The following is a 24414-nucleotide window of genomic DNA, read 5'->3' as shown; positions in this document are numbered from 1 at the left end:
TCCCCAGCCCTTCTCCCGCGAGGGAGAATGGCGCGAACGGCGGCATACCCTCACCACTCCCCCAGCAAAAAGCCTGCATCACGCAGGCTTTTTGCTTTGCGGGGGAAGAGCCGCACCGCCCGTCCTGGTTGGTGAAAACTTACATCGTTTTCCCCGTCTCAGGGGAAGACGACCAGGCCTATCTGCTCCAGCAGGGTCTGCTGCTGCTCCTCGTTTATCTGCACCCCGTCCAGGTTGACCCGGCGAAGATCCAGCCCGAGTAGATCGCACTGGCGCAGATCGCAACCCTGCAGGTTGAAGCTGGTCCAGTCGATCTGCCCAAACTCGGAGCCGCTGAGATCGGATCCCGCCAGGGAGGCCCCCAGCAGGCTGGCCCCCTGCCAGCGGTTGCCGCCGAGTTCGCACTTCTCCAGCAGGCAGCCGTCGAAGTTGGCGTAGCTGAAATTGTTTCCCGTAAGATGGGCCTCGCAGAAGTAGCTCTTGGCGGTGATCTGGTTGGCGAAGCTGGCGTGGCCGAAGTTGATGCCGACCGCCTGACAGTCGCGCATCTCCAGCCCCAGACACTGGCTGCGGCTGCAATCCGCCAGGGTGAGATCGCAGCGCAAAAAGCTCGCCTCCCGCAGGTCGCAGCCTTGCAACAGGCAGCCCCGCTCACTCTCCCGATCGTAGAAGCTGCAATCGACGAAGCGGCTATCGCTCAGATCCAGCCAGGAGAAGTTGCAGTCGATAAAGCGGCACTCCGAGAACTGCTCCCCCTCCACCTCCTGCTGCTCGAACCTTTTCCCCTCGAAACACTTGCCCTTGATCATCCCCAGCCTCTCCTGTGATGGCGTCATATGCTGACTTTGTTGCGCAAAAACGGTAATGTTACCTGTAACATTCTTTGCCGGATCCCGAGATGAACGACACCCGCAAGCGCCGCCCCACACTGCAGGACATCGCCGACCTGACCGGGGTCACCAAGATGACGGTCAGCCGCTACCTGCGTGACCCGTCCGCCGTGGCCGAAGGCACCCGTGAGCGGATCGCCGCGGCGGTGGAGGAGCTCGGCTACATCCCGAACCGGGCGCCTGACATGCTCTCCAACGCCACCAGCAAGGCGATCGGCATACTGATCCCCTCCCTCTCCAACCAGGTCTTCTCGGCGGTGATCCACGGCATAGAGGCGGTGACCCGGCCCGCCGGCTACCAGACCCTGCTCGCCCACTATGGCTACAGCCCGGAGCGGGAGGAGGAGCAGGTTGCCTCCCTGCTCTCCTACAACGTGGATGGCCTCATCCTCTCGGACACCCAGCACACAGAGCGCACCCGCAAGATGATCGCCACCGCCGGCATTCCCGTGGTGGAGACCATGGATCTGCCGCTCTCCCCCATCGACATGGTGGTCGGCATGGATCACCGCGCCGCCGCCCGGGCCATGGTAACAGAGATGCTGCGCCGGGGACGGCGCAAGGTGGTCTACCTGGGGGCGCGCCTCGATGTGCGCACCCAGCTGCGGATGGAGGGCTACTACCAGGCGATGGCGGACTTCGGCCTGGATGGCCAGCACCTGCTGACCGAACAGTCCTCCAGCTTCACCCTGGGGGGCGAGCTGCTGGAGCAGGCCATGGCCCGCTACCCCGACCTCGACGGCCTGTTCTGCACCAACGACGACGTGGCGGTCGGTGCCCTGCTGCAGTGCCAGGCCAAGTGGATACCCGTGCCCCAGCAGATCGCCATCGCCGGCTGCAACGCCCTCGACATAGGCCACGCCATGACCCCCAAGCTGGCGAGCATCAGCACCCCCCGCGAGGCCATAGGTCGCGAGGCGGCCGCCATGCTGCTGGCCAGGCTCAATGGGCAACCCCAGGCCGAGCACCGCAAGGACATGGGCTTCTCCCTCTATGAGGGGGAGAGCCTGGGCTGATCCCGCCCCTTCACACCCACCCGGCGCCACTTTGGCGCCTGTGACCGCCATGATGGCGCGTCCTCCCGGGGTCCCTCCCTGCTCACTGACTTATGCTGGCGCAGCTTGTCCCACATTCAGGAGCAGAAGATGAACAACACCGAAAGATTGAAGACCTGCCTGCAGCGCGTCATCTGCGATCCCGGCTTCACCCTGGCCGAGCTCGACACCTGGTTCAGCCCCGACTATTGCCAGCAGGTGAATGGCGAGACCCTCGACTACGCCGCCTTTCGCCAGCATATCGCCGCCTTGAGAGGCCATCTGGCGGAGGCCGCCATCGAGTTTGTCGCCACCCTGGAACTGGGGGAGCGGGTACATTCCACCCATCTGGTTCGCGCCACCCGCCAGGATGGCGGCACCCTGGCCTGCAAGGTGAGCGGCCTCTTCACCTTTCGCGATGGCCGGCTCTGTCACACCGAGGAGGTCACCTGCCTGCTGGCGGGGGGCAAGGAGGACGCAGACATAGGCTCACGGCGCTGAGCCCTGGCCCTGCACCCGCGCCAGGGCCGCCGAGAAGGCCTCGGGATCCTCATAGCCGAGGATCCCGGCAATCTCGGCAGGCGCCATCCCCTGGTGCTGCAACTGACGGGCCCGCCCCATCAGCACCCGCTCCCGCCACTGGCGAAAACTGCACCCCAGCTGCCGGGCAAAGAGGCGATTGAGGGTGCGCACCGAGGCGCCGCAGTCACGGGCCAGCGCCTCCAGCGTCACCTTGATGGAGGGGGCCTGGCACAGCTTCTCCAGCACCCGCAGCAGGCGCGGATCCAGATCTGCAGCCAGGGGGAGCTGCCCCGCCAGCGGAGCGGCGAGTCCCAGCTCGTGGTGAAGCACCCCCAGATAGGCGTCCCGCGTCTCTCCCTCCCCCAGCTCAGGCAGGCGGGCAAAGAGGCCCGCCAGCATGGAGTTCACCTGCAGCTGGCTGAAAGTGGTGCATGCCGGTTGCGGGCTGTAGAGCAGCGAGAGCCGGGAGTGGCGCAACACGCGAAACTCGTGTGCCCAGCCGGCGGGGATCAGGCAGAGCTGGCCGGCCACCAGCAAGCCGCCCCCGTCGTGACCTGTGATGACGCCGCCGCCCTGGTGCAGGTAGCAGTATTGGGCCTGGGGGTGGCTGTGCAGGGCGGTGAGATGCCCCAGCGGGTAGGAGTGGTGAAGAAAGCTCATAAGGGGCGGCAGCGTGAGGAACCGACCCCGACCTTAAGACAGCCGGCGGCTCCATGCAAATGGCTTTCCGGCCTCCCGGGGCCGCAAAAACGACAGGCCACCCGAGGGTGGCCTGTTCAATTTATCTAAACGATGGGCGCTTAGCGTTTAACCATTTCAACCGCTTCGCGGGAGAGGCGGGTCACCTCCTCCCAGTTGCCGCTCTTGACCGCATCGGCGGGCAGCATCCAGGAGCCGCCGACCGTGGCCACGCACTTGAGCGCCAGGTAGTCGGCCACGTTTTTCGGGCCTATGCCGCCGGTGGGGCAGAATTTCACCTGGGGCAGGGGCGCGGCTATGGCGGCCAGCGCCTTGGTGCCGCCGTTGGCCTCGGCCGGGAAGAATTTCAGGTGGTCGTAGCCCGCTTCCAGCGCCTGCATCACCTCGGACGGTGTCGCCACCCCCGGGATCAGCGGTGCCGTGCTCTTGGCCGCGTGGGCCAGCAGGGCCGGAGTCATCCCCGGGGAGATGACGAAGCGGGCACCGGCGGCCACGGCGGCGTCAAACTGCGCGCAGTTGAGCACTGTACCGGCACCGACCATGGCATCCGGCATCGCCTTGGCGATGAGGGCGATGGCGTCGAGGGCCACCGGGGTGCGCAGGGTGATCTCGAACACAGAGATGCCGCCATCCAGCAGCGCCTTGGCCATCGGCAGGGCCTGCTCCAGGTCGTTGATGACCATCACGGGTACCAGCGGAGAGGCGGCAAACACCTCGGCAGGGGTCACTTTCCAGTTCTGCATAACTCTTCCTCAGTCAAAGATGGTGGCGCCGCACTCGGCGCTCGATACCGCGCGACGCATCACGCTGAACAGTTCACGGCCCCACCCCTCTTGTTCCAGGGTGAGGTCGATGTCGGCCTGGGTGCGGCCTCTCAAATCGGTCAGGCAGTCGAGGCGGCCGCTGTCGGCGTCCACCCGCAGCAGATCGCCATCGGCAAGCAGGCCTATGGCCCCGCCGTGCAGCGCTTCCGGGGTGACGTGGATGGCAGCCGGGATCTTGCCGGAGGCGCCGGAGAGGCGACCATCGGTGACCAGGGCCACCTTGTGACCGGCCTTCTGCAGGTTGCCGAGCACTGGCATCAGCTTGTGCAGCTCCGGCATGCCGTTGGCGGCCGGGCCATTGTGACGCACCACTATGACGGCGTCCTGATTGAGCTCACCGGCCTTGTAGGCCGCCTCCACCGCGTGCTGGGAGGAGAAGACCCGGGCCGGCGCTTCAATCACCCTGTATTCGGGGGCGACCGCCGAGACCTTGACCACGGCGCGGCCCAGGTTGCCGGAAAGCAGCTTGGTGCCGCCTGTGGCCTGGAACACGCTGCCAGCAACGGACAGCACGCTCGGATCCGTGCTCTCCCCCACCGGCTGCCACACCAGCTTGCCATCCACCAGCGCGGGGCGGCTGAGGTAATCCTGCATCTCGCCAAACACAGGGGTGGCATCTAGGTGGATCAGGTCCGCCTCGGCCAGACGGCGCATCAGGCCGGGCACGGCGCCCGCCTGCTCGAAGGCATTCACGTCCGCCGGGCCGTTCGGGTACATGCGAACCAGGAGCGGCACCACGTCGGAGAGATCGCTCAAGTCATCCCAGGTCAACTCCAGGCCAGCGGCGCGGGCCAGCGCCACCATGTGGATGCTGTGGTTGGTGCTGCCGCCGGAGGCAAGCAGGGCCACCAGGCCGTTGACCAGGGCGCGCTCGTCCAGCACCTGGCTCAAGGGGCGGTAGGCCGGGGAGCACGGGATCATGGCGCTGATGCGGCGGGCCGCCTCGCACGTGAGGGCGTGGCGCAGTTCGCTGTGGGGGTGCACGAAGGCGGAGCCCGGCAACATCAGGCCCATGGCCTCGAACACCAGCTGGTTGGTATTGGCGGTGCCATAGAAGGTGCAGGTGCCGGCCGAATGGTAGGCGCCGCACTCCATCTTCAGCAGGGCATCGCGGCCCACTTCACCGGCGGCGTACTGCTGGCGCACCTTCACCTTCTCGTCGTTGCCTATGCCGCTCGCCATGGGGCCGGCGGGCACGAAGGCGGTGGGCAGGTGCGCATGGGAGAGGGCCCCCATGATCTGGCCCGGGGCTATCTTGTCACAGATGCCGAGCAGCAGGGTGGCGTCGAAGGTGTTGTGGGAGAGGGAAACCGCGGTGGCCTGTGCGATGAGATCCCGGGAGAAGAGGGACATGTCCATCCCCGGCTGGCCCTGGGTCACGCCGTCGCACATGGCGGGCACGCCGCCGGCGACCTGGGCGCTGTGGCCCAGCTCGGCCAGCGCACCCTTGATGATGTCCGGATAGCCCTGATAGGGCTGATGGGCGCTCAGCATGTCGTTGTAGGCGGTGACTATGGCCACGTTGGCGCGGGTCATGTCGAGGATGCGCCCCTTGTCGTCACAGCTGGAGGCGGCCACGGCGTGGGCCAGGTTGCCACAGGAGAGGGAGGCGCGGGTCTTGCCCTGCTCGGTCTGGCGCTGGATGCGTGCCAGGAAGGCCTGACGGCGAGCGACACTGCGCTCGCGGATGCGGCAGGTCACTTCGGTGATCACGGGATGGGTCATAGGATTGTCTCCAACACGGAAATACGGACGCGATCGACAAAGGCCAGGATCGCGAAATGGCTCATTGCACCTGCGCCAGGGCGGTGACGGCGCGGTCAACCACCTGCTCGAAGGTGCCATCTATGTCGACGCGAAACACACCGGCCTCGCCATCCGGCCGCTCCAGGGTCTCGAACTGACTTTTTACCATGCCTTCCCGCATGAAGTGGCCCTTGCGTGCCCGCATCCGGTCGAGAATGAGGGACTGGCTGCCGTCCAGAAACAGGAAGTGTACCGACTCGTTGCCCTCGCGGATCTGGTCGCGGTACTGCTTCTTGAGGGCCGAGCAGACGATGACGCCCAGCTCGTTCTTCTGCTCCAGGCTGTAGGCCGCATCGCGGATCCGCTCCAGCCAGGGTGCCCTGTCTTCATCGTTGAGAGGGTTGCCGCCCGCCATCTTCTGGATGTTGGCGCGGGGGTGCAGATCATCACCGTCGATGAACTTGGCGCCCAGGGCGCTGGCCACCTTGAGGCCTATGCTGGACTTGCCACTGCCACACACACCCATCACGATAATGCTCTTGCCCGCCATTATTTGACCTCTCTCTCACTTTTCAAAAAACGTTTACCTGATGGGTTCTAAGTTAGCACGTTACCGGTAACATGTTACCGGTAACGTTGCGCAATGTGAAGTGGAGCACAGAAATGTGCAGAACAACTACTAGAACCATTTGAGGACATTTTATGGACGGAGCGATGAACACACCCGATGTCGCCTACCTGCTCTCGGTAGCCGCTGGCGCTATCGTCATGCTGCTGGTGCTGATCATGCGATTCAAGGTACATGCCTTCGTGGCATTGACCCTGGTCAGCATGCTGACGGCCCTGGCTACCGGGGTCACCTATGACCAGGTGATCCCCACCATGCTGACCGGTTTCGGCGGCACCCTGGCCTCGGTCGCGCTGCTGGTCGGCCTGGGGGCCATGATAGGCAGGATCCTGGAGATGACGGGGGGCGCCAAGGTGCTTGCCGACACCCTGATCAACCGCTTCGGCTCCCACCGCGCCCCCTTCGCGCTGGGGATCGCCTCCCTGCTGTTCGGCTTCCCTATCTTCTTCGATGCCGGCCTCATCGTCATGCTGCCCATTATCTTCAGCGTGGCCAAGCAGTTCGGCGGCTCAGTCCTCAAATATGCCCTGCCCTCCGCCGGTGCCTTCGCGGTGATGCACGCCTTCCTGCCACCCCACCCGGGCCCGGTGGCCGCCAGCGAACTGCTGGGCGCCAACATAGGGCTGCTCACCATAGTGGGTCTGCTGGTCGCGCTGCCGACCTGGTATCTGGGTGCCTATCTGTTCGGGCTCTGGTCCGGCAAGAAGTTTGAGTTGCCCCTGCCCCCGAGCTTCACCGAGACCGCAGAGCGACTCTCCGACCAGGCGCCGAGCTTCGGCCAGGTGCTCTCCATCCTGCTGCTGCCGCTGGTGCTCATCTTCATGGATACCGGCCTCAACACCCTGAGCGTCATGGGGGTGATCGACAAGGGTGCCGACTGGGTGAACGTGCTGCGCATGGTCGGCAAGACCCCGGTGGCCCTGCTCATCACAGTGCTCTATGCCCTCTGGCTGTTCCGTCAGACCCAGGGCAAGGTGCAGCTCGAGAAGTTCTGCAACGACGCCCTGGCCCCCGTCTGCGCCGTCATCCTGGTGACGGGTGCCGGTGGCATGTTCGGCGGCGTGCTGCGTGCCAGCGGCATCGGCACTGCCCTGGCTGACGTGCTCTCCGACACCGGCATGCCGGTGATCCTGGCTGCCTTCCTGGTCTCCACCGCCCTGCGGGTGGCCCAGGGCTCGGCCACGGTAGCCCTGACCACCACGGCCGCCCTGATGGCGCCAACGGTCGCGGCCACGGCCGGGCTGAGCGATCTGGACCTGACCTTCATCGTCATCGCCATCGCCGGTGGGGCGACCGTGCTCTCCCACTTCAACGATTCCGGTTTCTGGCTGGTCAGCCGCTTCCTCAACATGGACGAGAAGACCACCCTCAAGACCTGGACAGTGATGGAGACACTGCTCGGTACCATCGCCTTCCTCATCGTTGCCATGGCAAGCATCGTCTTCTAACTCCCCCATATCGGGGCCCCTTCCGGCGGCCCCGATATGGCGTTCCATCGACATTTTTACGGATTCTTGCTTGGGCCCATCGCCGCAGGTTGCTAGAATTGCCTATTCATCGCCCCGAGTGGAACGCTTCATCCCGTGATTTCAGGCTTCTCTATGCATTCATCGGCACATTATCGACAGTTGCTGGCACGTTTACCCCAGATCGCGGTTGCCGCAGATCAGTTCCAGGTACTCAACAGCGCCAAAGATTTCAAGAGCCGTATCCTCTCGCTCATCGCCAACGCGACCCAGCGTATCTATCTGATCGCCCTCTACCTGCAGGATGACGAGGCGGGACGGGAAATCCTCTCCGCCCTCTACGCCGCCAAGCAGCGCAACCCCGCCCTCGACATCAAGGTCTTCGTCGACTTCCACCGCGCCCAGCGCGGCCTGATCGGCAAGGGCAAACAGGGGGGCAACCACCTGATGTATCAGGCCATGGCCGCCCGCCATGAACACCAGATCGAGATCTACGGCGTGCCGGTCAAGGGCCGCGAGCTGCTCGGCGTCCTGCACCTCAAGGGCTTCATCTTCGACGACATCCTGCTCTACTCGGGTGCCAGCCTCAACGACATCTACCTGCACCAGCAGGAGCGCTACCGCTTCGATCGCTATCACCAGATCCACAGCCAGGCGCTGACCCGCAGCATGGCCAACTACGTGGATGACGTCTTCCTCAAGAGCGAGGCCGTGCAGCGACTGGATCGCACCGGCATCCCGGGTGCCAAACAGCTCAAGGGGCAGATCCGCCGCTTCAAGCACAATCTGCGCACCAGCCAGTACAGATTCGAGAGCATACCGGCCAACAGCCAGGAGATCGCCATCACCCCCATGGTGGGCCTGGGCAAGCGCGGCAACCAGCTCAACCGGATGATCCGCAACCTGGTGCGGGCCACCGAGCGGGAGATCTTCATCTGCACCCCTTACTTCAACCCCCCCAAGGAGTTGAACAAGGACGTGGAAGCCCTGCTCAAGCGCGGCTGCAAGGTGACCATAGTGGTGGGCGACAAGACAGCCAACGACTTCTTCATCCCGCCGGAGGAGAAATTCTCCACCATAGGCGGCCTGCCTTATCTCTACGAGACCAACCTGCGCAAGTTTGCCGAGCGCAACCAACACCACATCGACAGCGGCCGTCTCAACCTGATGCTCTGGTGTTGCGACAAGCACTCCTATCATCTCAAGGGGATCTTCGTGGACGAGGAGTGGGCCCTGCTCACCGGCAACAACCTCAATCCCCGCGCCTGGGCGCTGGATCTGGAGAATGGCCTGCTGGTCCATGACCGCCACCACCACCTGCGCGTGCGCTTCCAGGAGGAGCGCGAGAACATACTGGCCCACACCCGTCGCATCAGCCACTTCGATCAGATCGAGCAGATCAAGGATTACCCCGAGCAGGTGCGCAAGCTGCTTGCCAGGATCCACAGGGTCAGGGCCCACATCCTGCTCAAGCGGATCATCTAGGCCTTATCCGCCTCCCCTGTCTGCCCCTGCAAAGGCCAGCCGTTTTCGGCAGGCCTTTGTCTTATGTGCCCTCTCACCCAGCCCGGGGAGCCCCTGCCGCTGCAACGCGGCTTGCATCGAGACAGCAACAACCCCTATCATCTGGACATATTTACAGTGTTTTCGGGCATCTAATTGATGAAATTGGATAAAATTCCTCTCGACAGCCTCAAGGGCGTCGGCAGCAAGATGCTGGAGAAGCTCGAGCGGCTGGGGCTGGCCACGGTACAGGATCTGCTGTTCCACCTCCCCCTGCGCTACGAGGACCGCACCCAGGTGTGGCCCATCGGCGATCTGCCGCCCGGGCTGCACGGCGCCGTCGAGGGCGAGATCCAGGACACCCAGCTGGTCATGGGGCGCCGCCGCATGCTGGTGTGCCGCATCAGCGACGGCACCGGCAGCCTGACCCTGCGTTTCTTCAATTTCACCGCTGCCCAGAAGAACAGCCTTGCCCAGGGCCGGTTGATCCGCTGCTTCGGCGAGGCCCGTCCCGGCAAATACGGGCTGGAGATGGCCCACCCCGAGTACAAGCTGCTCGGCGAGGAGCAGGCCGGCCAGACCGAAGAGGCGCTCACCCCCGTCTACCCGACCACCGAAGGCTTGCGCCAGCTCAGCCTGCGCAGCCTCACGGATCAGGCGCTGGCCCAGCTCGACCTCTATGGCGTTGAGGAGCTGCTGCCCGCCGGTCTCTACCCCCAGCAGATAGACCTCGCCGCCGCCCTGCGTCTGCTGCACCGCCCGCCCCCCTCAGTAGCGCTGGCCCTGCTGGAGAGCGGCCAGCACCCGGCCCAGCAGCGACTGGTGCTGGAAGAGCTGCTGGCCCACAACCTGTCGGTGCTGAAAGTCCGTGCTCAGGCGCAGACCCAGCTGGCCCGTTCCCTCAAGCCGGCACCGGCTCTGGTGGAAAAGCTGCTAAGCGCCCTGCCGTTCAAGCCGACCGGGGCCCAGAACCGGGTAGTGGCGGAGATAAGCCAGGATCTGCAACGCAGCCACCCCATGATGCGGCTGGTGCAGGGGGACGTGGGCTCCGGCAAGACCCTGGTCGCGGCCTTGGCGGCGCTGCAAGCCATAGGCAACGGCTGCCAGGTGGGGCTGATGGCGCCGACCGAACTGCTGGCCGAACAGCACGCCGTCAACTTCGCCAACTGGCTGGAGCCCCTCGGCATCAAGGTAGGCTGGCTGGCGGGCAAGCAGAAGGGCAAGGCGCGGGAGGAGGCGCTGGCGGCCATCGCCGACGGCAGCGTCAAGATGGTGGTGGGCACCCACGCTATCTTCCAGGAGCAGGTAGTGTTCCAGCGCCTGGCCCTGGTGATCATCGACGAACAACACAGGTTCGGGGTGCACCAGCGCCTCGCCCTGCGCGAAAAAGGGGAGCGGGAAGGGGTCCATCCCCACCAGCTCATCATGACCGCCACCCCCATCCCCCGCACCCTGGCGATGACCGCCTATGCGGATCTCGACACCTCCGTCATCGACGAGCTGCCACCCGGCCGCACTCCCATCACCACTGTCGCCCTGCCGGACAGTCGCCGTCAGGATGTGATCGAGCGGGTGAAACTCGCCTGCACCGAGGGCAAGCAGGCCTACTGGGTCTGCACCCTGATCGAGGAGTCCGAGGTGCTGGAGTGCCAGGCCGCCGAAGACACGGCCGCCGAGCTGCAAGCCAGACTGCCCGGTTTGCACATAGGCCTGGTCCATGGCCGGATGCGCCCGGTCGAGAAGCAGCGGGTGATGGAGGAGTTCAAGGCGGGCATCTTGCAATTGCTGGTCGCCACCACCGTCATCGAGGTGGGGGTTGATGTGCCCAATGCCAGCCTGATGATCATCGAGAACCCGGAGCGGCTGGGGCTGGCCCAGTTGCACCAGCTGCGCGGCCGGGTCGGCCGGGGCTCGGTGGCCTCCCACTGCGTGCTGCTCTACCATGCCCCCCTCTCCAAGACGGCCCAGAGCCGGCTCGGGGTGCTGCGGGAGACCAACGACGGCTTCCTGATCGCCCAGCGGGATCTCGAGCTGCGCGGCCCGGGGGAACTGCTCGGCACCCGCCAGACCGGGTTGGCGGATCTCAAGATCGCCGATCTGGTGCGCGACCAGTCGCTCATTCCCCAGGTGCAGAAGATGGCGCGCTTCTTGATGGACAAGCATCCGAGCCATGTCGAACCCTTGATACGGCGTTGGCTCGGTTTACGGGATCACTACTCCAATGCCTGACCGAGGCAGATGCAGAAGATGGTCAGATTCTTGATGGACCAGCACCCGAACCATGTCGAACCCCTGATCCGCCGCTGGCTGGGACTGCGGGATCACTACTCCAACGCCTGACCCCCAACAGATCACAGGAGGAAAACACCGATGAATTCCTGGCTACGCGCCCTGCTCTATCTGTTTGCCTTCCTGCTGCTGTTCGTCTGGGTCGGCCTCGGCCTGTTCGACGCCGAGCGTGCCAAGGGCCCCATCGCCAGCTGGATCAGCCAGCAGACCGGCGTGCCTGTCACCATAGGGCGACTGGTGTTCAACCCGCTTCACCCCTACACCCTGCTGGCGGAGCAGGTGCAATACGGGGATGCGGTGCAGCTGGAGAAGATCTATCTGGAGATAGACAACATCGACTGGCTGAACCGGGACGTACGCATCGCCCACCTGGATCTCATCCGCCCCGTCATCAAGCTGCCGCTACCGAACCAGCTGCCGACCCTGCCGGTGCACTCCCTCACCATCAGCGACAGCACCATAGACAACCTGAGCCTGCTGAGCCCGGAGCTGACCCTGCGCGGCCTGAGCGCCACCCTGAGCGACTGGGAGCTGATCGATCCTAAACGCCAGCCCCAGGCCAACCTCAGCCTCGGCATCAACCAGCTGGAGACGCCGCAGCTCACCCTGGCCCGCCTCAGCCTCAAGGGGCGACTGGAGGGGCAGGTGCTGAGCACCGACAAGCTGACCACCAATCTGTTCGACGGTCTGCTGGAAACCGGCATGGTGCTGAACTGGCCGGATCGCAGCCTGCAACTGCACACCTTGAAGGCCCGTGGCATGCGCGTCGAACTGGGGGACATCCCCCCTGGTGAGTTCCCCCTGCGCCGCATCACCCTGGATCGGGGCCAGCTCGATCGAGTCAGCGTCAACGCCATAGAGCAGGAGCTCTCCCTCAACAACTTCAGCGGTCAGCTCACCGCCTTCGACTGGCAGGCGGGCAACCAGCCAAGCGGCTATCTCTCCGGCACCCTGTCAGATCTCGGCCGCGGCCTGTTCCAGCTGGAAGCCATCGAGGGCAAGCTCGCCTTCTCCCCCGGGCAGATCGATGCCGAACTGCAGGGCAAGGCATACGACGGGGAGTTCAATGTCGAGCTTGCCCTCGACACCCAAGTGCAAAAGCTGACTCTCAAGGACCTGGCCCTGAGCGGCATGGACATCAGCCTGCCGGAAGGGTGGTGGCAGGAGTGGCAGGGCTGGCGCCCGCAGCAGATCGACGTGCGCAAGCTGGCCTTCGACAAGCTCAAGGTGCTCTCCTTCGACGACACCCTGCCCCTCTCCCTGACCGGCTGGCAGCTCTATCTGAGCGATCTCAGCCTGAAGGGCAACCAGCCGGGCCCGCTGCTTGGCCGGGCCAGCATCGAGAGCAAGTGGTTCGAGCTGGTGTGGGACGGCTTGAGTGCCCGCAACGGCGTGCTGGACGCGGAGCTGACCCCCAGCGCCTGGCAGCTCAACAGGCTCAGCAGCGAGCTGCCGGATGAGGGCTCCCTCAGCCTCAGCGGCCAATGGGGCAAGGTGTCCGGGCAGGAGAGCCGCCTGCAACTGCAGGGCAAGCAGCTGGATCTGGAGAAGTGGGGCGAACTGCTCCATGCCCCCGTTTCGCTGGCGGGCAAGGTGGATCTGGAGACGGATCTGCAGGCCGATCTGGCCCCGCAGCCGGAGCAGGCCCCCGGCAACTGGCGCCGCACCTTGCAGGGCAGCCTGAGCCTGGAGGCCAGGGATCCCTTCTGGGACAAGGTCGGGATAGACCCCCTGCTGGACAACTGGTTCAAGGAGGCGGCCCCGCCCACCCTGACCCCCGAGACCCTGTGGCAGGCGATGCAACAGGGGGATACCCCCTTCTACCACATCAAGCTGAAGGCCAGGGCCGAGCAGGGCAAGCTGCAGATCGAGCAGGGCGGGGCCTCCACCATCACCCACCTGCTGGCGCTGCAGGGCGGGGTCGATCTCGCCAGTGACCAGTGGCAGCTGGATCTCGGCGTGCTGAACAAACGGCGCTGTGCCGAGCTGCTGGCGCTCTGGCGCGGCCCCCTTGAGAGTCCGGCCCTGGAATGGCGCTTCCCGACCGGGGAAGCCGCTTGCGACTGGGAGACAGGCGTACGCTATCCGGCCCAGGGGCGCAGCGGCCCGCTCCGGCGACCCCAGACGGCCCCCGCCACCGCGGCGCAATGACGAACAAGGCCTCATCATGAGGCCTTGTTGCTAACGGATGTCGGGCGGCGGGGTCAGTGTCCCGCCCGCTTGATGGGCAGCACCACGTACTGGCCGACAAACTCCACCGCCAGCTTGCGACCGCTGAACAGCTGCACCCGCAGGCTGAACTTGGCGGACTCCCCGTTCTTGAGCGGCGCCAGCACGGCGGGCATCCCCTCCCGGGCGACCCTGGCCTCCGGCTCCTCGCTCACGGGTCTGTAATATTTGATGTTGCCCTCAGCCAGCACTGTATCCCCACCCAGACCGGCCTCCTTGAGTTGCAGCCAGATGAGGCCCCAGCCCGCCAGCACGCACTGACTGTAAATGCTGCCGGCGAACATGGTGTCGTGGACGTTGAGGTTGGCCGCCAGGTTGGCCTTGAGGTGGAAGGTCTGGCCATCGTAGTGGGTGATATGCACCCCCATCTTCTCGCTGATGGGGATCCCCCTCGACCAGCGGGTGGTGAGATCCTGACACCACTCGGGGCGGTACTGTATGGTCTGCAGCGGACTGATGGATTTGATCATCTGACGATGGGGAATGCGGCCGAAGGAGACGGGCCCCTCACCCACCTCGAGAAAACCGCACCTGCGATAGAACTCCACCGCCTCCTGGCGCGCGTTCATCACCAGCCGTTTCACCTTCTCGTCCCGGGCAAGCTGCTCGAGATCCTCCACCATGCGGGCCCCCAGCCCCTGACCGCGAAACTCCGGGCGCAGCGCCATAAAGCGGATCTGGGCCTCGTCCCCCCCGATGAAGAGGCGACCGACGGCAATGGGGGTACCGTCTTCGGCCAGCATCAGCCGATGAATGGCGACGGTATCGTATTCGTCACGCTCGGAGCCCACGGGCAGATTGAAGGGCTTGCGTAGGAGTTCCCAGCGTAACTGGTAGTAGGCATCCAGCTCGGCTGGGGTTTGGGGGGTAACTACCCGGTACATAAAGAGATCCTTGAGTTTGCGCCGACGGGCAGATTGAAGAGCTTGCGCACCAATGCCTCCCAGTGCAGCTGGTAGTAAGAGTCCAGCTCGGCTGCCGTTTGAGGCGTGACCACCCGGTACATAGCGACATCCTTGAGTTACACTGGTCGAAAGCCATCTTGCCGTGCAAATTCATGGACTTCAATCTGCAAGCGTACCAAGCCGATCACTTATTGCACCTCAGCGCCAAACCCGAACGCCGCCTATCCATCCTGGAAAATGCCCGCCACCGCTGGCTGGAAATGGACGGCGTGGTGCAATCCGCCATGAGCCTGAGCCAGCCGGAACACCTCTGCCTGCCCCATCAACAGAGCATCGCCGAGCGGCTACCCGCAGAGGCGAGCCGGATCCTGGAGCTGGGGTTGGGAGGGGGGGATCTCACCCGTCATCTGGGGGCGCGCTGGCCCGAAGCCCGCCACGACTGCGTGGATCTGGACGCCGAGATCCTCACCCTGTTCCAGCAGTTCTTCCAGGATGCCTCGCAGCGCCCCCCTAGGCTGCATCATGCGGACGCCCTGCACTTCCTGCTCCAGAGCCAGGACGCCTACGATCTGGTGCTGCTGGACTTGTTCAGCCAGGACGGCAATCCCCTGCTGCTGTTCCAGGCTCCCATCTATCAGGCGCTGGCCAGATGCCTGCACGGCACCCTCATCGTCAACCTGCTGCCACGGACCCACCTCGAACTGGCGCAGGCCAAACGGCTGGCCGAGGAGTGGATAGGCCCCACCAGTGCCCACGGGGTGCCGGGTTATCGCAACGTCATACTGCACGCCACCAATCTCGCCTAGGTCCTGTTGCGGGCCCTCACTCTTGCTGGCGGGTCGCCGCGAGAAACGAGCTAGCGCATCCAGGGATGGGCGCCAGCAATGACACCTACACCTGCAGCCAGAAGGTCACGGGGCCGTCGTTGAGCAGCCTGACCTTCATGTCAGCGGCAAAACGTCCTGTCTCGGTCGGCATGCCGCCCTCCTTGGCCCGGGCAACGAAGTAGTCATAGAGCCGCTCGGCATCGCTCGGGTGGGCACCGCCGGAGAAGCTGGGTCGCATCCCCTTGCCGGTATCCGCCGCCAGGGTGAACTGGGAGACCACCAGCAGGCTGCCTCCGACCTGGCCCACGTTGAGGTTCATCTTGCCCTCTGCATCGGAGAAGATGCGATAGCCGCTCACCTTGTGCAGCAGCTTGTCGGCCTTGGCCTCATCGTCCCCCTGCTCTACCCCGAGCAGCACCAGCAACCCCTGGCCTATGGCTCCAGTCACCTCTCCCTCGACGGTCACGCTGGCCTCTGACACCCGCTGGATCAATGCAATCACATCCCTCTCCTCTCAAAACAGAACGACCGCCACCGTCGTCATGACGGGGCGGTCGTTGATGCTACCAATAAATGCCCTGCCCGGGCCAACGCCTTTCCCGCCAGGGTCGGCGCTATGGCAGGCTGGCCTCAGGCCAGCTCCTCGTTGCCCGGTTTCTCGTATTCCCCCAGGCAGGCGGTGGTCTCCGCACCGAGCAAGACCACCAACCAACTTAGATACACCCAGACGAACAGAATGGATATCGGTGCCAACAATGAGCGGCTGACTCAAGCCAGCTCCTCGTTGCCGGGCTTCTCATACTCTCCGAGGCAGGCGGTGGTCTCCGCGCCGAGCAAGACCACCAACCAACTTAGATACACCCAGACGAACAGAATGGGGATGGTCGCCAGGGCGCCGTAGATGGCCTGATAGGAGGGGAAGTTGGTGATGTAGATGGAGAAGCCACGCTTGGCCAGCTCGAACAAGGTGGCCGCCACCAGGGCGCCGATCAAGGCGTGGGTCAGCCGCACCTTGCAGTTCGGCACCACGGTATAAATAAGCAGGAAGCCGAACACAGAGAACAGGAACGGCAGGCTGCGCAGCACCAGATAGCCGGCGCCAAACAGGCTGTCAGCGGCAAACAGCTTCAGCGACAGTATGTAGGAGGAGATGGCGAGGCTGGCCCCGATGAGCACGGGGCCCAGGGTCAGTATCATCCAGTACATGGCAAAGGCCTGGGCCAGCGGTCGATTCTGGGTCGAACGCCAGATGTAGTTGAGGTTCTTGTCGATGGCCGAGATCAACATCAGTGCCACCACTATCAGGGCGCCTATGCCGACCGCAGTGGTGTTGGTGGCATTGGCCACGAAGCCGTCTATGTACTCCTTGAGCATCTCGCCGGCGGTGGGCACGAAGTTGTGATAGACGAACTGCTCCACCTGCTGTTTCAGGGTCTGGAACACCGGGAAGGCCGACATCATGCCGAACACCACGGCGACCATGGGCACCAGGGAGAGCAGGGTCACATAGGCCAGGTAACCGGCGGTGACCGTCAGCCTGTCCTGCTGGAAACGGCCCCAGACAAACTGGGCGAAATGGGCGCCATCGTGGCGCAAGAAGGAGACTGCGTGGGCCAGGCGGCCCCGGATTTGCTGCTGCATCTTGATTCTCGTAAGCGTCATCATGCAGATATTGTGTCAGATAGGGTGCCCATCTGACCACCCATGAGCCGATTCGCGGCCATCACCATCGACCAACCCGGAGCAAGAGGCCGCCGCGCGACCATAAAAAAAGAGGCCATAAGGCCTCTCTTTGGTCTGTCGATGAACAGCTATCGATCAAGCACGACCGGCGCGCTTGCGATCCATCTCGGTCAGCAGTTTCTTGCGGATACGGATGGCCTTCGGCGTGATCTCCACCAGCTCATCGTTGTCGATGAACTCGAGAGCCTGCTCCAGGGTCATGCGGATCGGCGGAGTCAGCACCTGGGCTTCGTCGGTACCGGAGGCACGCATGTTGGTCAGCTGTTTGCCCTTCAGGCAGTTGACGGTCAGGTCGTTGGAACGGGAGTGGATCCCGATCACCTGGCCTTCGTACACTTCGGTCGCGTGACCGATGAACAGACGACCGCGGTCTTGCAGACCGAACAGGGCGAAGGTCAGGGCCTTGCCGGTGGCGTTGGAGATCAGCACGCCGTTCTGACGCTCACCGATGCTGCCACCCTTGTGCGGACCGTAATGGTCAAAGGTGTGGTACAGCAGGCCGGTACCTGAGGTCATGGTCAGGAACTCGGTCTGGAAACCGATCAGGCCACGGCTCGGGATCATGAAGTCGAGACGGACACGACCCTTGCCATCCGGGGTCATGTTGGTCATCTCGCCCTTACGCAGGCCGAGTTGCTCCATGACGGAACCCTGGTGGATCTCTTCCACATCCACGGTCACGGTTTCGAACGGTTCGTGCAGCACGCCGTCAACGGTGCGCAGGATAACTTCCGGACGGGATACCGCCAGCTCGTAGCCTTCGCGACGCATGTTTTCGATCAGGATGGACAGGTGCAGTTCACCACGGCCGGAGACGCGGAACTTGTCCGGATCTTCGGTCTCTTCCACACGCAGGGCCACGTTGTGGACCAGCTCCTGGTTCAGACGCTCCAGAATGTTGCGGGACGTCACGAACTTGCCTTCTTTGCCGGCGAACGGTGAGGTGTTGACCTGGAAGGTCATGTTCACGGTCGGCTCGTCGACGGAGAGCGGTGGCAGGGCTTCGACGGCATTGTTGTCACAGATGGTGTCGGAGATCTTCAGCTCGCCCAGACCGGTGATGGCGATGATGTCGCCCGCTTGCGCGTCGGCCACTTCGGTACGGGACAGACCCAGGTAACCCAGCACCTGACCGACCTTGCCGGTACGGTTCTTGCCGTTGGCACCAACGATGGTGACCTGCTGGTTGGTCTTGACGCGACCACGGGTGATGCGGCCGATACCGATAACACCGACGTAGGAGTTGTAGTCCAGCTGGGAGATCTGCATCTGGAAGCCACCGGCGGGGTCACCCTTCGGCTGCTCGACGTTGTCAACGATGGCCTGGAACAGGGGTTCCATGTTGTCGGACTCGACGCTCTGGTCCAGGGTGGCCCAACCGTTCAGTGCAGAGGCGTAAACAACCTTGAAGTCCAGCTGTTCATCGGTGGCACCCAGGTTGTCGAACAGGTCGAATACCTGATCCATTACCCAGTCAGGACGAGCACCCGGACGGTCGATCTTGTTGATGACCACGATGGGCTTCAGACCCTGGGCGAAGGCTTTCTGGGTCACGAAACGGGTTTGCGGCATAGGGCCGTCAACGGCGTCGACCAGCAGCAGCACGGAGTCAACCATGGACATGACGCGCTCAACTTCACCACCGAAGTCGGCGTGACCCGGGGTATCGACGATGTTGATGCGGTAGTCATTCCAGCGGATCGCAGTGTTCTTGGCGAGAATGGTAATACCACGTTCCTTTTCCAGATCGTTGGAATCCATCAGACGCTCTTGACCATCAGTGGTACGGTCCAGGGTTCCAGACTGCTGCAGCAGCTTATCAACCAGGGTAGTTTTGCCGTGGTCTACGTGCGCAATAATCGCAATATTGCGTAAATTCTCTAACATTCTCGCCTCAAATCACCGGGTAAAATTGGGCGCTAATTGTACTCTCGCCTTTGTGATCTGCCTAGCAGAATTGCAGACCATTCGTGTACGACAGGGGATCTGGATCATGGACCCCGCGCCAAAAGCCTGCTTAGATGGTCCTGACACGTAGGCGCACCATCCTGGTGCACCAAAACGATCCAAGGTTGCACCACTTTGAGGCGCAGCCAAGCATGAAAGCGGGAGTCCCGACAGCCTGAAAGGGTGCAAATGCACTGAAATCAAGCTGTCACAAACTTGGCACGATACTGGCTTATGTGAATGTGATGACGCATTCACCCAAAGAGTTTTAACACCGGAGGTTACTTAGCATGTCAGCCCAGAACGTTTTGGCCCTGATCCAGGAACACGAAGTCAAGTTTGTTGATCTGCGTTTTACCGACACCAAGGGTAAAGAGCAGCACGTATCCATTCCTTCCCACCAGGTCGACGAAGACTTCTTCGAAGACGGCAAGATGTTCGATGGCTCCTCCATCGGCGGCTGGAAGGGCATCAACGAGTCTGACATGGTGCTGATGCCGGATCCGGCCTCCGCCAAACTGGACCCGTTCACCGAAGAGACCACGCTGAACATCGTCTGTGACGTGCTTGAACCCGCCACCATGCAAGGCTATGACCGCGATCCGCGCTCCATCGCCAAGCGTGCCGAAGATTTCCTGAAAGCCAGCGGCATCGCTGACACCGTGCTGTTCGGGCCGGAGCCGGAATTCTTCATGTTCGACAACATCACCTTCTCCAACACCATGGGCCACAGCTTCGTGAAGATCGAATCCGAAGAAGCTGCCTGGAACTCGGGTACCGAGTACGAGCACGGCAACAAGGGGCACCGTCCCTTCGTCAAGGGTGGCTACTTCCCGGTTGCGCCGGTTGACTCCTCCCAGGACATCCGTGCCGCCATGTGTCTGGTGCTGGAAGAGATGGGCCAGGTCGTTGAAGCTCACCACCACGAAGTGGCCACTGCCGGTCAGAACGAGATCGCAACCCGCTTCAATACTCTCACGCTGAAAGCGGACGAAGTGCAGGTGCTGAAGTACGTGATCCACAACGTGGCCCACGCCTACAACAAGACAGTCACCTTCATGCCGAAACCCATGTTCGGTGACAACGGCTCCGGCATGCACTGCCACCAGTCCCTGGCCAAGAACGGCGTCAACCTGTTCGCTGGCGACCTGTATGGCGGTCTGTCCGAGATGGCGCTGCACTACATCGGCGGCATCATCAAGCACGCCAAGGCCATCAACGCCTTCGCCAACCCGACCACCAACTCCTACAAGCGTCTGGTGCCGGGCTATGAAGCCCCCGTCATGCTGGCCTACTCCGCCCGCAACCGCTCTGCCTCCATCCGTATCCCGGTGGTGCCGAGCCCGAAAGCACGCCGCATTGAAGTGCGCTTCCCGGATCCGGCTGCCAACCCCTACCTGGCCTTCGCTGCCCAGCTGATGGCCGGTCTGGACGGCATCATCAACAAGATCCATCCGGGCGATGCCATGGACAAGAACTTGTATGACCTGCCGCCGGAAGAAGCCGCAGAAGTGCCGACCGTTGCCGGTTCCCTGGACGAAGCCCTGTCCGCACTGGATGCAGACCGCGAGTTCCTGACCCGTGGCGGCGTCTTCAGCGACGACTTCATCAACTCCTACCTGGAGCTGAAGCAGCATGACGTGGATCGTGTCCGCATGACCCCGCACCCGCTGGAGTTCGAGCTGTACTACTCCGTCTAATCCGGTGCCCATTGCTTCATCATGACAAACCCGCCATCTGGCGGGTTTTTTATCTAAGGGGCTGAAATATCATGACTCATTGCCTCACGCAGCATGGTGCTAGGGCTCAGCGAACCCATTTTTCACCGCCGATCCGACAATAAACCCGACATTTTTTTCTCTGATAGGATTAAGGTGAACCCCGTCAAGGAGAGATGGATGAAAACAGTACACCCGACATGGACGCTGGGCCTCTTGCTGATGCTCTCCTGCACCGCCCAGGCGGCCAGAGTCTATTCCTGGATCGACCCTCAAGGGGTGACCCATTACACCGACGCCCCTCCCCCCGGCAAGAACGCCAGGGAGTTAGACCTGCGGGTCTCCCCCCTCATCGGCACCTCGCCCCATTCGGTCCAGGTCGATGACTTCAACAGCCTGACCGGTGTCGATGCCAGGAAGGCCCAGGAAGCAGCCCCCCTGGAGATAGAACTGCTCTCCCCCGAGCCGGGCAGCACATTGCGCGACAACACGGGCAACATCGTCTTCCAGGCACAGGTCCATCCCCAGGCACCGGTGCAATATGACGTGCGACTGCTGCTGAACGACAAGGCCATTCCCCTCGTTCACAACAGCCTGGCCATCCGGGTTGAGAACCTCCCTCGTGGTGCCTACGAGGCACGGCTCGAGCTGCTCACCAAAGACGGTACGATCCTTGCTAAATCCAAAGCAGCCACCTTTTACCTGCATAGAACGACTGTGAATCCGGCTCCCAAAGCCACCCCCAAGGCCAATTAGGGGTGATGTGACGCACCGATGCGGGTAAACTCAATGCACCATATCGGTGCATAACAGGTGTAAAGCACCGTTTTAGGGAGAAACCTGTGCCAACCCGCTCGGATCACGCCAAGACACTCTTGGACAACCTGCTGACCGCCGTCATCCTGATGGATGAGCGGCTCTGCATTCAATTCGTCAACCCGGCGGCCGAACAGCTGCTTTCCCTCAGCGAACGGCGACTGATCGGGATCGAACTGCCCCATCTGCTGGAGCACATCTCCCTCGACCTGCAACGATTCAAGCAGTGCCTCATTTCGGGGCAGGGCTTCACCGACAGCGAAGTCACCCTGGTGGTGGAGGGAGAGCCCAGGCTGGTGGAGATCAGCGTGAGCCCCATGGCCGACCACGAGCAGCGGCTGATGGTGGTGGAGCTGCGCAAGATCGATCAACAGAAGAAGATCAGCCAGGAGCTGCAACAGCATGCCCAGCAGCAAGCCGCCAAGGAGCTGGTGCGCGGGCTGGCCCACGAGATAAAGAACCCCCTCGGGGGTCTGCGCGGCGCGGCCCAGTTGCTGCAAAAGGAGCTGCCAGACCCGGCCCTGCGTGAATACACCGGCATCATCATAGAGCAGGCTGATCGCCTTCGGGTGCTGGTCGACCGTCTGCTCGGCCCCCAGCGGCCGGGACGCCATCAGATGCACAATGTGCATTCGGTGCTGGAGCAGGTGCGCCGCCTGGTAGACCTGGAGCTGCCGCCCCAGATCCGCATCGAGCGGGACTACGACCCCAGCATTCCCGAGTTCGAGATGGAGCCGGACCAGCTGCAGCAGGCGTTTCTCAACATAGTCCGCAATGCCGCCGAGGCCCTAGGTGACCAGACCGGGCTCATCCGCATCAAGACCCGCACCGCCTTCCAGATCACCATCCACGGCCAGCGCTACCGGCTGGCCGCCGAGATCAAGATCATCGACAACGGCCCCGGCATTCCCGATGCCATTCGCGACACACTGTTCTACCCCATGATCACCGGCAAGGAGGGAGGCACAGGCCTCGGCCTCTCCATCGCCCAGAACCTGATCGATCAGCACAAAGGCCGCATCGACTGCATCAGCTGGCCCGGCCACACCGAATTCACCATCTACCTACCACTTCGCAAGTAAGGGAACCTCATGACAGCAAAAGTGTGGATCGTCGATGACGACAGCTCCATCCGGTGGGTCCTGGAGCGCACCCTTGGTAGCGAAGGCTTCGAATGCGAGAGCTTTGCCGACGGCGAAGCCCTGCTGAGTTCGCTGGAGATGCGCTCGCCGGACGTGATCCTCTCCGATATCCGCATGCCGGGCATCGACGGCCTCAGCCTGCTGGAGCAGATCCACCGCCGCCAGGCGGATCTGCCCATCATCATCATGACGGCGCACTCGGATCTCGACAGCGCGGTCAACGCCTACCAGCGCGGCGCCTTCGAATACCTGCCCAAGCCGTTCGACATCGACGAGGCGGTCACCCTGGTGCGCCGTGCCGAGAATCATCTGAAAGAGCAGCGCACCAAGCGCAAGGCTCGCCAGCAGGAGGCCACCACCACCCCGGAGATCATCGGTGAGGCCCCCGCCATGCAGGAGGTGTTTCGCGCCATAGGCCGACTGTCCCGCTCCAGCATCTCGGTGCTGATCAACGGCCAGAGCGGCACCGGCAAGGAGCTGGTCGCCCACGCTCTGCACAAGCACAGCCCGCGCGCCCACAAGAACTTCATCGCCCTCAACATGGCCGCCATCCCTAAGGACCTCATCGAATCCGAACTGTTCGGTCATGAGAAAGGGGCCTTCACCGGCGCCAACAACATCCGCCACGGCCGTTTCGAGCAGGCCGACGGCGGCACCCTGTTTCTCGACGAAATAGGCGACATGCCCCTCGATGTCCAGACCCGGCTGCTGCGGGTGCTGGCCGATGGCCAGTTTTACCGGGTCGGCGGCCATCAACCGGTGCAGGTGGACGTGCGGATCATCGCCGCCACCCACCAGAATCTGGAGAAACGGGTCGCCGACGGCGAATTCCGGGAGGATCTGTTCCACCGCCTCAACGTCATCCGCATCCATATCCCCGCCCTCAAGGAGCGGCGGGAGGACATACCCCAGCTGGCCCAGCACTTCCTGCTACGGGCCGCCAAGGAGCTGAACGTGGAGGCCAAGAGCCTGCACCCGGATACCCAGACCTACATCAGCCGCCTGCCCTGGCCCGGCAACGTGCGCCAGCTGGAGAACGTCTGCCGCTGGTTGACCGTGATGGCCTCGGGCCAGGAGGTGCTGGTCGGCGATCTGCCCACCGAACTGCTGACCCCCATCACCAGCGCGGCGGAACCCGGCCAGCCCGCGCTGACCGGTGGCTGGCAGCAACAACTGCAGGACTGGGTGGCCGCCAAGCTGGCGCTGGGGGAGACCGACATCCTGGCCGACGCCATGCCCCAGTTCGAGCGGATCATGCTGGAGACGGCGCTGGAGCACACCCATGGCCACAAGCAGGAGGCCGCCCGCCTGCTCGGCTGGGGCCGCAATACCCTGACCCGCAAGCTCAAGGAACTCGACATTCCCTGAGTCTTCGGGAAAAACGATTCCCATCACGCCTTGAGGGAAAGCCTGACCAATCAGACCCCGTTTGCCTGCAAACGGGGTATCTTTTTCAAGATCCCCGCCTAGAATGACAGGCTTTCCA

20 protein-coding genes and 2 pseudogenes are annotated in these 24414 nt (G+C 63.2%); 11 read left to right on the top strand and 11 right to left on the bottom strand.

Going from position 1 to position 24414, the window contains the following annotated elements; all coding sequences use genetic code 11:
- Positions 1-158: 158 nt before the first annotated feature.
- Positions 159-809, bottom strand: coding sequence for a Qnr family pentapeptide repeat protein (locus AB5Y91_RS16385; RefSeq protein ID WP_368170280.1), 651 nt, complete (start codon positions 807-809; stop codon positions 159-161).
- Between the two features lie 89 nt (positions 810-898).
- On the opposite strand from AB5Y91_RS16385, the gene AB5Y91_RS16380 reads away from it, so the two are divergent.
- Together AB5Y91_RS16380 and AB5Y91_RS16375 are read left to right on the top strand one after the other, a co-directional pair.
- Complete coding sequence (locus tag AB5Y91_RS16380; protein WP_106885245.1) at positions 899-1906, top strand: substrate-binding domain-containing protein; 1008 nt, start codon at positions 899-901, stop codon at positions 1904-1906.
- Positions 1907-2035: 129 nt separating this feature from the next.
- Positions 2036-2425 (top strand): nuclear transport factor 2 family protein, encoded by a 390-nt coding sequence (locus tag AB5Y91_RS16375; protein WP_168236209.1) that lies wholly within the window; start codon positions 2036-2038, stop codon positions 2423-2425.
- Here the strand turns inward: AB5Y91_RS16375 and AB5Y91_RS16370 are convergent.
- From AB5Y91_RS16370 to AB5Y91_RS16355, 4 genes are all read right to left on the bottom strand, one after another.
- Positions 2414-3106 (bottom strand): helix-turn-helix domain-containing protein, encoded by a 693-nt coding sequence (locus AB5Y91_RS16370; protein WP_368170279.1) that lies wholly within the window; start codon positions 3104-3106, stop codon positions 2414-2416. The two genes, AB5Y91_RS16375 and AB5Y91_RS16370, sit on opposite strands and share 12 nt — an antisense overlap.
- Positions 3107-3246: 140 nt before the next feature.
- Positions 3247-3888: a bifunctional 4-hydroxy-2-oxoglutarate aldolase/2-dehydro-3-deoxy-phosphogluconate aldolase gene (locus tag AB5Y91_RS16365; protein WP_111911614.1), complete on the bottom strand. Its 642-nt coding sequence runs from the start codon at positions 3886-3888 to the stop codon at positions 3247-3249.
- 9 nt (positions 3889-3897) lie between these two features.
- Positions 3898-5694, bottom strand: a complete 1797-nt coding sequence (gene edd / locus AB5Y91_RS16360) for a phosphogluconate dehydratase (RefSeq protein ID WP_368170278.1) — start codon at positions 5692-5694, stop codon at positions 3898-3900.
- A 61-nt stretch (positions 5695-5755) separates the two neighbouring features.
- Positions 5756-6265 (bottom strand): gluconokinase, encoded by a 510-nt coding sequence (locus AB5Y91_RS16355; protein ID WP_025325364.1) that lies wholly within the window; start codon positions 6263-6265, stop codon positions 5756-5758.
- Between the two features lie 164 nt (positions 6266-6429).
- Here AB5Y91_RS16355 and AB5Y91_RS16350 point away from each other — a divergent pair, with 164 nt between their 5' ends.
- From AB5Y91_RS16350 to AB5Y91_RS16335, 4 genes are all read left to right on the top strand, one after another.
- Complete coding sequence (locus AB5Y91_RS16350) at positions 6430-7791, top strand: GntP family permease (protein ID WP_201035283.1); 1362 nt, start codon at positions 6430-6432, stop codon at positions 7789-7791.
- Between the two features lie 153 nt (positions 7792-7944).
- Positions 7945-9294 (top strand): CDP-diacylglycerol--serine O-phosphatidyltransferase, encoded by a 1350-nt coding sequence (pssA, locus tag AB5Y91_RS16345; protein ID WP_368170277.1) that lies wholly within the window; start codon positions 7945-7947, stop codon positions 9292-9294.
- 177 nt (positions 9295-9471) lie between these two features.
- Positions 9472-11541, top strand: a complete 2070-nt coding sequence (recG, locus tag AB5Y91_RS16340) for an ATP-dependent DNA helicase RecG (protein WP_168236205.1) — start codon at positions 9472-9474, stop codon at positions 11539-11541.
- A 141-nt stretch (positions 11542-11682) separates the two neighbouring features.
- Positions 11683-13752, top strand: coding sequence for an AsmA-like C-terminal region-containing protein (locus tag AB5Y91_RS16335; protein ID WP_368170276.1), 2070 nt, complete (start codon positions 11683-11685; stop codon positions 13750-13752).
- 53 nt (positions 13753-13805) lie between these two features.
- Here AB5Y91_RS16335 and AB5Y91_RS16330 read toward each other — a convergent pair whose 3' ends face one another.
- Entirely contained in the window at positions 13806-14714 is a 909-nt protein-coding gene (locus AB5Y91_RS16330) for a bifunctional GNAT family N-acetyltransferase/hotdog fold thioesterase (protein WP_025325359.1), read from the bottom strand.
- Between the two features lie 17 nt (positions 14715-14731).
- A pseudogene (locus tag AB5Y91_RS16325) lies at positions 14732-14836 on the bottom strand (GNAT family N-acetyltransferase); the annotation flags it as partial.
- Between the two features lie 51 nt (positions 14837-14887).
- On the opposite strand from AB5Y91_RS16325, the gene AB5Y91_RS16320 reads away from it, so the two are divergent.
- Positions 14888-15541, top strand: coding sequence for a spermidine synthase (locus tag AB5Y91_RS16320; protein ID WP_106887815.1), 654 nt, complete (start codon positions 14888-14890; stop codon positions 15539-15541).
- Between the two features lie 85 nt (positions 15542-15626).
- Here the strand turns inward: AB5Y91_RS16320 and dtd are convergent, their stop codons facing one another.
- From dtd to typA, 4 genes and pseudogenes are all read right to left on the bottom strand, one after another.
- Positions 15627-16064: a D-aminoacyl-tRNA deacylase gene (gene dtd, locus AB5Y91_RS16315; protein WP_106885255.1), complete on the bottom strand. Its 438-nt coding sequence runs from the start codon at positions 16062-16064 to the stop codon at positions 15627-15629.
- Between the two features lie 128 nt (positions 16065-16192).
- Positions 16193-16315 (bottom strand): annotated as a pseudogene (locus AB5Y91_RS16310) (virulence factor BrkB family protein); the annotation flags it as partial.
- Between the two features lie 15 nt (positions 16316-16330).
- A complete protein-coding gene (locus tag AB5Y91_RS16305) occupies positions 16331-17203 on the bottom strand; it encodes a virulence factor BrkB family protein (RefSeq protein ID WP_368170275.1) in 873 nt (290 codons plus the stop codon).
- A gap of 177 nt (positions 17204-17380) precedes the next feature.
- The gene (gene typA, locus AB5Y91_RS16300; RefSeq protein WP_041206669.1) at positions 17381-19192 is read right to left on the bottom strand and encodes a translational GTPase TypA; all 1812 of its coding nucleotides are present in this window, start codon (positions 19190-19192) and stop codon (positions 17381-17383) included.
- A 350-nt stretch (positions 19193-19542) separates the two neighbouring features.
- Between typA and glnA the strand changes: the two genes are divergently transcribed.
- From glnA to glnG, 4 genes are all read left to right on the top strand, one after another.
- Positions 19543-20952 carry a glutamate--ammonia ligase gene (gene glnA, locus AB5Y91_RS16295; protein WP_025325354.1) on the top strand — a complete coding sequence of 470 codons (1410 nt, stop codon included), beginning with the start codon at positions 19543-19545 and terminating at the stop codon, positions 20950-20952.
- A 198-nt stretch (positions 20953-21150) separates the two neighbouring features.
- A complete protein-coding gene (locus AB5Y91_RS16290; protein ID WP_368170274.1) occupies positions 21151-21726 on the top strand; it encodes a DUF4124 domain-containing protein in 576 nt (191 codons plus the stop codon).
- An 86-nt stretch (positions 21727-21812) separates the two neighbouring features.
- Positions 21813-22868: a nitrogen regulation protein NR(II) gene (glnL, locus tag AB5Y91_RS16285; RefSeq protein WP_041206667.1), complete on the top strand. Its 1056-nt coding sequence runs from the start codon at positions 21813-21815 to the stop codon at positions 22866-22868.
- Between the two features lie 9 nt (positions 22869-22877).
- Positions 22878-24296 carry a nitrogen regulation protein NR(I) gene (gene glnG / locus AB5Y91_RS16280; protein ID WP_289981881.1) on the top strand — a complete coding sequence of 473 codons (1419 nt, stop codon included), beginning with the start codon at positions 22878-22880 and terminating at the stop codon, positions 24294-24296.
- Positions 24297-24414: the final 118 nt, after the last annotated feature.

The organism is Aeromonas sp. R4-3 (assembly GCF_040908275.1).
Taxonomy (GTDB): Bacteria; Pseudomonadota; Gammaproteobacteria; order Enterobacterales; family Aeromonadaceae; genus Aeromonas; species Aeromonas rivipollensis.
The sequence above is the reverse complement of the archived record's forward strand: the minus strand, read 5'-3'. Positions and strand labels throughout refer to the sequence as shown.